We start from the raw sequence: 11,517 nt of genomic DNA on the forward strand, positions 1-11,517 counted from the left end.
TCCCGAGAGGCCCGCCCGTATGACTGCGACTCCCCCGTCCTTCCCCTCATTGCCCTCCCGCTCCGCCCTCGCCGCCAGGCTTCGCGACGCCGGCTGTGTCTTCGCCGAGGACGAGGCCGACTTGATGCTTTCCGCGGCCCGCACGGCGGAGGAACTCGCGGGGATGGCGGAGCGCAGAGCCGAAGGATTCCCGCTCGAACACGTCCTGGGCCACGCGGAGTTCGGCGGTCTGCGGATCGTGGTGGAGCCGGGGGTCTTCGTCCCTCGCCGGCGCACGGAGTTCCTCGTGCGGCGCGCCGCGGCGCTCACACGTCCAGGGGCCCTTGTCCTCGATCTGTGCTGCGGCTCCGGCGCGTTGGGTGTGGCGCTGGCGGCGGCGGTCGCACGGTCCGGTCAGGAGCCTTGCGGCGGGGTCGAGTTGCACGCCGCCGACATCGACCCGGCGGCGGTGCGCTGCGCGCGGCACAACGTCGCGGCCGTCGGCGGCAGTGTCCATGAGGGGGATCTCTACGAAGGACTGCCGCCCGAGCTGAGGGGCCGCATCGAGGTGCTGATCGCCAACGTCCCCTACGTACCGACGGATTCGCTGAGTCTGCTTCCGTCCGAGGCACGCGTCCACGAGCTTCGGGCGGCGCTGGACGGCGGCAGGGACGGACTGGACATGCTGCGTCGGGTCGCGGCGTCGGCGCCGGAGTGGCTCGCCCCGGGCGGACATCTGCTGATGGAGACGACCGAGGCCCAGGTCGAGGCGGCGACCGAAGCTGTGGAGGGCAGCGGGCTGACGGTGCGCGTGGACCGTTGCGAGGAGCTGGGCGCAACGGTTCTCACCGGGACGAAGCAGCGTGGGGCGCAGGCGTCAACCTGCCCTCGCTAGGCGCCTGTTGCGGCGGAGGCGGAAGTACCGGTGCCGTCCACGGCTTCCCCGGGCTCCCTTACCGGTCCCGGCGGCAGGGAGGGTGGTGCGCTCTCCTGCGCCCGGATCCTGCCGCGTTGAGTCAGCAGCGTCACCGCGAAGGCAAGGACAAGGGCGGCGAGCACACCGAGGTTCGCGGACGCCCACCCGCCCGCCGTGCCGCCCAGCCCCAAGGGCCCCAGCAGATAGCCCTGCCAGGAGAGCCAGCCGGCGGCGGCGTTGGTCACCAGGCCCCAGCCCGCGGCCGTCGTCACGGCCAGGACCGCGACGGGCAGCCAACGCACGTCGCCATAACGCCCGTTGCGCGAGAAGAGGTCGCCGTCGTCGTACGGGCGGGAGCGCAGGGCGATGTCGGCGAGCATGATGCCGCACCATGCCGCCACCGGCACGCCGAGAGTGGTGAGGAATCCGGTGAAGGAGCCGAGGAACCCTTCGGAGAAGAACACGATGTAGACGGTCCCGGCCACCATCAGTACACCGTCGACAGCGGCGGCGGCCCAGCGCGGCATCCGCACTCCGAGTGCCAGCAGCGCCAGGCCGGACGAGTAGATGTCGAGTACGGCGCCGCCGACGAGTCCCAGCACGGCGACGAGCGCGAACGGTACGAGGAACCACCCCGGAAGGGCGCCCGTGAGGGCACCGACGGGATCTGCCGCGATCGCCTCGCTGAGGTCCTTCGAGGAGCCCGCAAGCAGGAGACCGAAGACGAGCAGAACCACCGGGGCCGCGGACGCGCCGAACGCGGTCCAGCCCGCGACGGCCGCGCCCCGGGTGCGACGCGGCAGGTAACGGGAGTAATCCGCCGCCGCGTTGACCCAGCCGAGGCCGAAGCCCGTCATCAGGAACACGAGCGCGCCGATGACCTCCTGCGCCGATCCGGAGGGCAGCGCTCGCACGGACTCCCAGTGGATCTCGTCGGCGGCCAGGACGACGTAGACGACGGTCAGCGCGGCCGTCACCACGGTGATGGCCGTCTGCATCCGCATGATCAGGTCGAACCCGATCACCCCGGCGAGCACGGTGAGCACCGAGACGACGACCAGGGCGGCGATCTTCGTGCCCGTGCCTCCGCCCCAGCCCAGCCTGTCGAAGACGGTCGCCGTGGCGAGCGTCGCGAGGATCACCAGCACGGTCTCCCAGCCGACGGTCAGGACCCAGGAGACCGCGGAGGGAAGCCTGTTGCCCCGTACTCCGAACGCGGCGCGGCTGAGAACCATCGCCGGTGCGGATCCGCGTTTCCCTGCCACCGCGATGAATCCGCAGAGCAGGAAGGAGAAGACGATGCCCACGATGCCGGCGGCCAGTGCCTGCCAGAACCCGATGCCGAAACCGAGCGCGAACGAGCCGTAACTCAGGCCCAGCACCGAGACGTTGGATCCGAACCACGGCCAGAACAGCTGGGCGGGCCGGCCCTTGCGCTCGGCGTCGGCGATGACGTCGAGGCCGTTGGCCTCCACGGCGATCCTCCCCGAGGAGTTGTCCCGTACCTCGCCATGCTGTGAATCCGCCGCCTCAGTGCCAGGCACAGCGCCCCCGTTCCGCCGGTTCCGTCGCATGGAGCCTGCTGGCGCCTTCGTGCGGCGTCAAGTACGCGCCGAGGCCGTGCCGTTGGGCGTCTGCGTCAAGGGAAGCCGGGGAAGCCTGCGGCTGCCGCGTTCACTCCGGAGGCAACCACCAGGTGCCGGTGCCTCCGCGGCGAGTTGGGCATTCACCGCAACCGCGTTCCGCCATGACCAGCGGTCCTGCCCAACCGCGCCGCTGCGGCAGAGCGGCTCGTGGCCGGCCCCTGTGCGACCTTCGCCGGCGGACCAGCCGGCGGGAACCGGGGTGTTCCCGTGAGGAAATGCGGGGAGAACGTGCCGGTCGGTGACCCACCTGCCCGATTGCTGTACCGCCCGTGATAGTTGTGTGCGCCAACGAGAACGGCAGCTACACCGAATGATCAGTACGGTCCGGAGCGGGTACGGGTGTTGCTCGTCGCGCGCCGGAACGTACCGTCTGGACAAGGGCTTTCATGGGGACGCCGACGATACAGGTCCGAGTCCTTGCCGTCGCGGGCCGACGTGTGTGGATGGCGGTGAGCGGCACACTGTGCACCGCGACGCTCAGGGTCCTGCACTACAGTCTGTGCGCCCGCGTCACGGATGAGCGGACGCAGTTCTATCTCGACCTCAACGCGGTGCAGCGCGGCGACGCGCTCCCCACCGCCGAACTTCCCGGGCTGCTGCCGCCCGGCAGCCGTCTGCGCTTCCACATCGTCGGAGCGCACGAGAGTTTCCGGGTGCCGCTCGGAGCGGACGCGCGATGCCGCTTCCACTCGGACGTCGCCTCCGCGTGGGCGGAGTGGTCGCGGCAGCCCTGAGAGGCGAGCAACCGGGCCTGAACAGGCCCGAGTCGGCGGGAATCGGCCGGAGGTGCTTGAGGTCCGGCAGCCGGAGGAGCGCTACGCGGCGTCCAGTACGGCGCTCACTGTTTTGCCTCCACCAGGTGCGGTGGTGACGTCCAGACGCCTGGCGAGCCGGCTGATCATCGCGATGCCCCGCCCGCTCTCGGAGTCACTCCCCGCGCGGCGAACGCGGGGCAACAGGCCGCCGTCGTCGCGGACTTCGACGGTGACGGTTCCCTCGCCACTGCTCAGCCGCAGCCGGCACCGCCCCCTGCCGTGCAGCGCCGCGTTGGTGACGAGTTCGGAGACGACCAGTGTGGCCTCTTCCACCTGCCCGGCCGCCTCGGGCGGCGTGCGAGAGCCGGTGAGGAATCCGGTCGTCAACTGGCGGGCGGTGCGGGCCGACGCCGCGTTCCGCGGCAGTGTGTACTCGACGCGTGCCGTGCGCCGCGAGGGACGCGGGCTCACGCGCATGACGCTCACTTCCCCTCGGTTCCGGCTCCCACCCCGTGCGAGCGGGGCGGCCGGATGCGCGAATCCAGACCTTCGGGTGTTCTTCCCTTGGGGCGCGGGAGCATTCTCAGGGAAACCGGCTCGGACGCATCCGGTCACGGAAAATCCACCAATCCGTCGCGTTCCGCTCGAAAGCAGGCCGTACCCTCCGCACTGCCGGGAAGTGTCCGTCCGCCGACCACCCGTTCCCGTCGGCTATTCGCCCTGGTCTCCGCGGGACTTGTCCAGCGCCGTGCCGAGTTCGTCGACGACGAGATGCTCACGGTCCGTCCTGCCGGTGCGGTAGGCGGCCCGTCCGACCATGTGCGCCGCCACCGGGACGGTCAGCAACTGGAACAGGCCGACGAGGACCAGCGTTCCCAGGTCCGCCACGTCGCGCAGCCGCAGCCCGGCACCCAGGAGCACAAGCAGCAGACCCGCCACCTGCGGCTTGGTCGCCGCATGGATGCGTGTGAGGACGTCCGGCAGCCGCACCAATCCGATGCCGGCGAGCAGGCAGAGCACGGCGCCCGCCAGCATGCAGACCAGGGACGCCACGTCCGCGGCCTCCGACCAGTTGTGCTGGTTCCAGTTCATCCGCCGCTCCCCTGCTCCGCCGCGCCGCCGTTCTGTTCGGGGCCGCCGCCCCGTCCGCGGTCCGGGGCGGCACTCTCCGGGCCGTCGTTCTCTCCGCCCCTTCCGTCGCCCAGGTCGGGATCCTCGCTCCCGGCCTCGTCCCGCAGCGCGAGGAAGCGGGCGATGCTCACCGATCCGGTGAAGCCCAGGAAGGAGAGGACGAGCAACGCCGGGAGGTAGTACGGGATCTGCCGCGCCGCCGTGAGCACGCCGATGCCGGCCATCACCACCGCGGCCAGCGCGTCGAGGGCGACGGCGCGGTCCAGCGTCGAGGGTCCGCGAACCAGCCGCACGGTGACGAGCACCCCGGAGGCGAGCAGCAGGGCGATGACGATGCTCAGGACCGCTTCCACGGACCGCTCCCCCCATCGGTGTCACTGTCGCCGCCTGTGCCGCCTCCGGGGCCACCGCCTCCGGCGTTGCCGCCTCCTGCGTTGCCGCCCCCTTGTCGGTCCGCCGGCCAGCGGCCTTCCCGGGCGTCGAGCGCGGCGACGTCCGCGCGAGTGCCGAAGGCCCGTACGACGCGGTCCTCCAGGCGCAGCACCTCGTAGCGGGCCCGCTCCCGCTCCGCCTCCTCCCCTGCGCCCACCACGTGCACGAACAGCGTCCCGGACGCACGGTGCACGTCGAGGACGTTGCTGCCGGGGACGGCGGCGACCGCGACGGAGGTGGCCGTCAGCATCAGGTCGCTGGGGGTGCGCATCCGTACAGCCAGCACTGCGCACTGGGGCCGCCGCGCCCCGAGGATGTACCGGTTGAGGCGCCAGCTGGAGACGGCCATGTCGATGAGGAAGCGGACAGTGAAGCGCAGGAGGCCGACGGGACGCAGCCGCACCTGGGCCTCGATCGGCGGCAGCGGGAAGACGACGCAGACGATGACGCCGACGAGGATGCCCGTGACCACGTTGGCGACGCTCGCAGTGCCCCACAACAGCACCCACACGACGGTCAGTCCGAGCACGGTCGGCCACTGTGCTGCCGGGAGGCGTCTGCGCCGGAGGGAGCCACCCCCCGGTCGTCCGCCGGGTACGGCGCCCGCCGATCCCTCCGTTGGGGTGCCACGTGGCCCGCCGCGCCCGGTCTCCGACGGTTCGCTCATCGTCCCGTCACCGCCGTCACATAGGGCGTACGTGCGGTCAGTTCGTCCGCCACGCGAACCGTCAGCGAGGACAGCGGCCCGGCGAACACGGTGAAGGCCAGGCCGAACGCGACCAGCGCCGCAGTCGGTCCGAGCATCGCGGCCGGAGGCTGACCGGTGGTGATGGCGCGGCCTCCGAAGCTCGCAGCCTCGGACCGCCCCGCGAGCACATCCACGTCGACCGCCCCGCTCCCCCCGGAGCTCGCTCCCGCTTCGGACACGGCGGCAGGCTCGCGCGGTGACTCCTCGTCCGTCTCGACGGTGTCGAGGACGACCCCCACGACGTACAGCTGCGGCGGCGCCGCCCGCCAGAAGCCGAGGTTCCACGCCTTGGCGAGCGCGTAGAGGGTGAGCAGGCTCGTGGCGGAGCCGGCGGCGATCAGCACGTACGTCATGGCGCCGCCGTGCGCGACGCCCGCGCGCAGCAGCCCGAACTTGCCCAGGAAACCCGACAGCGGCGGCACCCCGGCGAGGTTCATGGCCGGGACGAAGAAGACGAGCCCCAGGGCGGGCGAGAGTTTCGCGATGCCGCCGAGCCGCCGCAGATCGGTGGTGACGCCGCGGCGTTCGACGAGCCCGACGACGAGGAAGAGCGTGGTCTGCACCGTGATGTGGTGCACGACGTAGAAGATCGAGCCGGAGAATCCGGCACGGGTGGCCAGGGCGATGCCGAAGACCATGAATCCGATGTGGCTGACGAGGGTGAAGGAGAGCAGCCGCTTCAGGTCGGTCTGTGCGACCGCGCCCAGGATCCCCACCAGCAGGGACAGCAGCGCGAGCACCATCAGTGCGTCGCTGAGCCTGTCGCCCGGGAAGAGCAGGGTCTGGGTGCGCAGTATCGCGTAGATGCCGACCTTGGTCAGCAGTCCCGCGAAGACGGCGGTGACGGGGGCGGGCGCCGTCGGATAGGAGTCGGGCAACCACGCTGCGAGGGGGAAGACGGCGGCCTTGGTGCAGAACACTGTAAGCAGCGAGATCTGTGCCAGTACGGCCACGCCGCCGGGCAGTTCGTCGAAGCGGCGAGCGAGCTCGGCCATGGTCACGGTGCCCGTGGCCGAGTAGACGACGGCGACCGCCGCGAGGAAGAGCACGGAGGAGAGCAGCGAGACGATCGCGTAGGTTGCCCCGGCCCGGATGCGTGTGACCGTGCCGCCCAGCGTCAGCAGCACATAGCTGGCGGTCAGCATGATCTCGAAACCGACGTAGAGGTTGAAGAGATCGCCGGCAAGGAAGGTGTCGGAGACCCCGGCGACCAGGACCAGGTAGGCGGGGTGGAAGACCGACATGGGGGTGCCCTCCTCCCGGTCCGCCATGCCCTGGCCGATGGAGTAGAGCAGCACGCACAGCGTCACGGACGAGGAGATCACCAGCATCAGCGCCGAGAGTCTGTCGGCGACGAGGACGATGCCGACGGGCGGCTTCCAGCCTCCGGCGTACATGACCTGCGGGCCGTATCTGTCGGCGTCGATGAGCAGGACGAGGGCGACGGCGAGGACGGTCGAGAGGACGACGGTGCTGATGACCCGCTGGGTGCGTTGCAGCCGTACTCCGACGCCGAGTTTCAGGCCCGCGGCGAAGAGAGGGAGCAGGACCGGCAGGGCCACCAGCGCGGAGGCGGGGCCGTCGACGCCCGCGGACCCCGCGGCGATCATCCGGGGTCTCCCGTGGCGCTGAGGACAAAGGCCGTCCCCCGGGCGCTCAACGGTCCGCCCCGAGGATCGTCTCCCACAGGTCGTCCGCCACGTCCTCGTCGCTGCGGGCGGCACGGCCGTGGTGCGGACGTGCCTCGGCGCGGGCCCGGCGCCGCGCCTCGCGGTAGTGCGATCCGGCGCGCCGCAGACGCCTGGACACGCCTTCCTGGCCCGGCTGTTCGTCCTCCTCGCCGACCGCGAGCAACTCGCGGCGCCTGGCGCGACGTTCACGTTCCCGAGGCCGCCGTGCCTCCTCTCGGTGCTCCTCGCCGTGTTCGGCGCGGTGTGCGACGCGGAGGTCCTCCACGTCGTCCTGCACGTCGTCGCTGCCGGACAGCTGCCAGGCGCGGTAGGCCATCGCGGAGAGGAACGCGGTCAGGGCGAGGGTGATGACGATGGCGGTCAGCACGAACGCCTGCGGCAGCGGGTCCGAGATCCGCTGGGGCCCGAAGACCTTGTAGAGCAGCGGGGCGCGGGAGGCCGCCCCGGACGAGGCCAGCAGCAGGAGGTTGACACCGTTGCCGATCACGACCGTGCCGAGGACGATGCGGCTCAGGGGGCGGCTGAGCAGCAGGACCGTGCCGGCTGCGATGAGGGCACCGCCGGTGACGACCAGCGCGATCGTCTCGTTCATCTGCCTGCCTCTCCGCCTGCGCGGGCTCCGCCGTCGTCCTCGCGGAGCGCTCGCTCGACGCGCCGGTCGATCTCGGAGCCGAGGCTGCGCAGCACGTCCAGTACGACTCCCAGGACGAGCAGGTAGATGCCGGTGTCGAAGAGCACGGGGCTGGCCGCGTGGAACTTCTCGATGACCGGCAACTCCCCGTGGTAGGTGCCCGATCGGAGCACCGAGCCGCCCAGCACCAGCCCGGCGAGCCCGGTCGCGGTCATCGTCATCAGCCCGAGCCCGAGCAGGAAACCCGCGTCGACGGGTGCGGCCGCGTCGAGTTCGTACCGTCCGCCCGCGAGATAGCGCACCGCCAGCGCCAGCCCCGCGACGAGGCCCGCGCTGAAGCCGCCGCCCGGCAGGTTCTCGGCGCAGAAGAGCAGGTAGAGGGAGAGCACGACGATGGGGTGGAAGACCAGCCGCGCCAGCACCTCGAAGATCACGGAGCGTCGTTCGGGGTCGAGGGTGCCGCTGGCGGTAAGCCATGTGCGGCGGGGGACGGCGCCCGCTCCGCGGCGTGGTGGAGGTGCGCCGCTCTCGACATGTTCCGCGTGCACGGGCCATACGTGCCCCGCGCGTTGGGTGCCGCGGGCCTCGGTGCCGGGCCCGCGGCGCACATGGGCGGACGGGCCCGCGCCCGGCGGCACGGCTGCGGTCGGCCACGCAGTGACGGGGCTCCCGGAGCGGCGGCGCAGGAAGACGAGGCTGGTCACGCCGACGGCGGCGACGCCGAGCACCGCCGACTCGCCCAAGGTGTCCCAGGAGCGCAGGTCGACGAGGGTCGTGGAGACCACGTTCTTCAGCCCGTGATGTGCGGTGGCGGCGGTCAGTTCGGGGCCCGCCGGCTGCGCCTCCCGGGCGGCCCCGGCCACGTACGTCAGTACGGCGGCGAACCCTCCCGCGGCCACACCGATGACGAGCCGCGTGACGCGCCGCAGCATGCTGGTGCGGCGCTCGTCGGGAAAGCGGGCCGGCAGTCTGCGCAGCACCAGCACGAACACGACGAGGGAGACGGTCTCGACCGTGAACTGGGTCAGCGCGAGGTCCGGTGCGCCGTGCAGCACGTACAGGACCGCTGTGCCGTAGCCCGTCACGCCGGCCAGTACCACCGCCGTCATGCGCTGGCGGGACGCCATGCACAGCGCGGCCACCACGCAGACCACCACGGCCACACCGAGCTGCGGCACGGAGTCGAACCAGCGCACCGCACCGGCGTGCTGCCACGGCGGGTCGACGATCATGGCGGTGCTCTGTGCGGCGATCAGCACGGCGAGGACGGTTCCGAGGTAGACCGGCAGTGAACCGCGCTGCACGGTTCCCGTCACCTCGAGGGCGGTGCGTTCGAGACCCGACAGCAAGCGGGCGAAGACCTGCTTGGCGTCCGGGACCGCCAGCCTCTCCCCCAGGCGTTCCATCTGACGCGCCATGAGGAAGAGTGCGCCACCCGCGAGCCAGGAGAGAGCCGACAGCAGCAGCGAGACGCTCAGTCCGTGCCACAGCGCGAGCCGGTAGGCCTGCCCGGGCGCGGGATACGCGCGGGCGTAGCGGGCGAGCAGCGGTGCGATGCTGAAAACGCCCGGGCCCAGGGCCACTCCGGCCAGCGCGCACACGGCGGCGGGTGCGGTCAGGAGCACGCCGGTGCGGGCCCGCATGGGCGTGGGCTCATGGATGCCGTCCCCGGCGGCTTTCGTGGCGAAGGCTCCCCACAGGAAGCGCAGCGTGTACGCCACGGTGAGCGCGGAGCCCACCGTGACCGCCGTGGTCACCGCGACCGACGCCGGACCGGGCAGACCCGCGCTGCCGGTGTGCACTAGGGCGGCGAACGCGGCTTCCTTCGCGGCGAATCCGAGCACGGGCGGCAGCGCAGCCATGGACGCCCCCGCCGTCACGGCGACGGCGCAGACGGCGGGCATTGAGCGTGCCAGTCCTGAGAGCCGGTCCGTCTGCCGGGTGCCGGTCGCGTAGTCGATGATGCCGACGACGAGGAAGAGCGGGGCCTTGAACAGGGCGTGCGCCAGCAGCATGGCCGTACCGGCGAGCGCGGCGTCGCGTGTGCCCGTGCCGGTCAGGACGACGAGGAAGCCGAGCTGGCTGACGGTGCCGAAGGCCAGCAGCCGCTTGAGGTCCTTCTCGCGCAGCGCACGCCATCCGCCGAGCAGCATCGTCGCCGCCCCGAAGCAGAGCACCGTCACCTGCCAGGGCAGCGCGTGCGCATAGGCGGGAGCGAGCCGTGCCACGAGGTAGACACCGGCCTTGACCATGGCCGCCGCGTGCAGATACGCGGACACGGGCGTCGGCGCGGCCATGGCTCCGGGCAGCCAGAAGCTGAACGGCCACAGGGCGGACTTCGACAGGGCACCGGCGAGGATCAGCACGATCGCGACGGCTACGGTGCCGTCCGCGGGCGGCGGGTCATCGAGGATGCCGGAGACGCGGTACGTGCCGGCCGCATGGCCCAGCATCAGGAACCCGACGAGCATGGCCAGTCCGCCGGCAACGGTCACGATCAGCGCCTGGAGCGCCGCGAGCCGGTTGCGGCGGCGCTCCGGTACGTGGCCGATGAGGAGGAAGGAGAAGACCGTGGTCAGCTCCCACATGACGTACAGGACGATCAGGTCGTCGGCGAGGACGAGGCCGAGCATCGCGCCGGCGAACGCGGTGAAGGTCCCCGCGAACTGGCCCAGGGAGAACGCCGGGCGGCTGAAGTAGCCCGCGCAGTAGACCAGCGCCAGGGCGCCGATGCCGCCGACGACGGCCACCATCAGCAGGGCGAGCGCATCGCATCGCAGGTCCAGGCCCACGTCCAGGGCGGGCATCCACGGCCACCGCTCGACGAGCACCTCCCCGTCCGCGATGTCCGCGTACTGCCAGGCCGCCCACGCCAGTGCCGCCGCCGGGATCAGGGCCAGTAAGAGGAACGCGCGCGTGCCGGTCCACCGCACCAGGAGCGGAGCACAGCAGGCTCCGGCGAAGTGGAGGAGGATCAGCGACAGCACAGCGCGAATGATTCCATGGCGAATCAGTCATTCTGCGCACAAAAGCGCTCAACCGAATTCTGAAGCGGACGCAATCAAGGGGCGGCGCTCCCGCTCGGCCCACGGGACCGGCTCCGGATTGGGCTGCGGTCCCGCATATCGGCGCTCACGCCCTCCCACCTGCATACTTCAGGACCAGCCCATCGCCACCGACGGCGAGGTACCGGTCGGCCCTTGGCCCCCAACACCCCCCACCGCGGCAGGAGTTCCGCGGGCACGCCCGGGCCGCATCAAGGCCCCGCCCGGCAAATCACCCGTGTGCCAGTTTCCCTGCTCTCGCACTTTCTGTGACTCTTGGAGAACTCAGGGTGACCACCCCCGACATCAGGAGTCCCCCATGATCCTCAGCATCTCCGGCGTCCTCCTGCTCGGCTTCATCATCTTCCTCTTCACCCGCAAGGACGGGCTCAAGATCTCGCATGCGCTGGTGTGCGCCCTCTTCGGCTTCTACCTGGCGGGCACGGCCCTCGCGCCCAGCATCAAGGCGGGCGGCGCCAGCCTCGCGGGGCTGCTCAGCGGACTGAAGTTCTAACGCGGCGCGCACGGCGCGTGCGCGGACCGG

General features: G+C 71.4%; 11 protein-coding genes. 3 read left to right on the forward strand and 8 right to left on the reverse strand.

What is annotated here, in order from left to right; genetic code table 11:
- Nucleotides 1–19: 19 nt before the first annotated feature.
- Entirely contained in the window at nt 20–874 is an 855-nt protein-coding gene (locus tag G4Z16_RS00075; RefSeq protein WP_197348549.1) for a putative protein N(5)-glutamine methyltransferase, read from the forward strand.
- On the opposite strand, the gene G4Z16_RS00080 is transcribed toward G4Z16_RS00075, so the two are convergent.
- Nucleotides 871–2,370: a purine-cytosine permease family protein gene (locus tag G4Z16_RS00080; protein WP_281393767.1), complete on the reverse strand. Its 1,500-nt coding sequence runs from the start codon at nt 2,368–2,370 to the stop codon at nt 871–873. The two genes, G4Z16_RS00075 and G4Z16_RS00080, sit on opposite strands and share 4 nt — an antisense overlap.
- A 620-nt stretch (nt 2,371–2,990) precedes the next feature.
- On the opposite strand from G4Z16_RS00080, the gene G4Z16_RS00085 reads away from it, so the two are divergent.
- Nucleotides 2,991–3,275: a hypothetical protein gene (locus G4Z16_RS00085; protein ID WP_197348551.1), complete on the forward strand. Its 285-nt coding sequence runs from the start codon at nt 2,991–2,993 to the stop codon at nt 3,273–3,275.
- Between the two features lie 81 nt (nt 3,276–3,356).
- On the opposite strand, the gene G4Z16_RS00090 is transcribed toward G4Z16_RS00085, so the two are convergent.
- The 7 genes from G4Z16_RS00090 to G4Z16_RS00120 all read right to left on the reverse strand — a co-directional run bounded on the left by G4Z16_RS00090 (nt 3,357) and on the right by G4Z16_RS00120 (nt 10,916).
- Nucleotides 3,357–3,767 (reverse strand): ATP-binding protein, encoded by a 411-nt coding sequence (locus tag G4Z16_RS00090; RefSeq protein ID WP_246530577.1) that lies wholly within the window; start codon nt 3,765–3,767, stop codon nt 3,357–3,359.
- 240 nt (nt 3,768–4,007) lie between these two features.
- Nucleotides 4,008–4,388 (reverse strand): monovalent cation/H(+) antiporter subunit G, encoded by a 381-nt coding sequence (mnhG, locus tag G4Z16_RS00095; protein WP_197348553.1) that lies wholly within the window; start codon nt 4,386–4,388, stop codon nt 4,008–4,010.
- Nucleotides 4,385–4,780, reverse strand: coding sequence for an MrpF/PhaF family protein (locus G4Z16_RS00100; protein ID WP_197348554.1), 396 nt, complete (start codon nt 4,778–4,780; stop codon nt 4,385–4,387). Before G4Z16_RS00100 ends, mnhG begins: the two co-directional genes overlap by 4 nt.
- Nucleotides 4,765–5,526 (reverse strand): Na+/H+ antiporter subunit E, encoded by a 762-nt coding sequence (locus G4Z16_RS00105; RefSeq protein ID WP_197348555.1) that lies wholly within the window; start codon nt 5,524–5,526, stop codon nt 4,765–4,767. The genes G4Z16_RS00100 and G4Z16_RS00105 overlap by 16 nt, the downstream gene beginning before the upstream one ends.
- Entirely contained in the window at nt 5,523–7,217 is a 1,695-nt protein-coding gene (locus G4Z16_RS00110) for a Na+/H+ antiporter subunit D (protein WP_197348556.1), read from the reverse strand. Before G4Z16_RS00110 ends, G4Z16_RS00105 begins: the two co-directional genes overlap by 4 nt.
- Before the next feature lie 46 nt (nt 7,218–7,263).
- The gene (locus G4Z16_RS00115) at nt 7,264–7,890 is read right to left on the reverse strand and encodes a Na(+)/H(+) antiporter subunit C (protein WP_197348557.1); all 627 of its coding nucleotides are present in this window, start codon (nt 7,888–7,890) and stop codon (nt 7,264–7,266) included.
- Nucleotides 7,887–10,916, reverse strand: coding sequence for a Na+/H+ antiporter subunit A (locus G4Z16_RS00120; RefSeq protein WP_197348558.1), 3,030 nt, complete (start codon nt 10,914–10,916; stop codon nt 7,887–7,889). The genes G4Z16_RS00115 and G4Z16_RS00120 overlap by 4 nt, the downstream gene beginning before the upstream one ends.
- Before the next feature lie 376 nt (nt 10,917–11,292).
- Here G4Z16_RS00120 and G4Z16_RS00125 point away from each other — a divergent pair, with 376 nt between their 5' ends.
- Nucleotides 11,293–11,487, forward strand: a complete 195-nt coding sequence (locus G4Z16_RS00125) for a hypothetical protein (RefSeq protein ID WP_028434433.1) — start codon at nt 11,293–11,295, stop codon at nt 11,485–11,487.
- Nucleotides 11,488–11,517 lie beyond the last annotated feature (30 nt).

Source organism: Streptomyces bathyalis, from assembly GCF_015910445.1.
GTDB lineage: Bacteria > Actinomycetota > Actinomycetes > Streptomycetales > Streptomycetaceae > Streptomyces > Streptomyces bathyalis.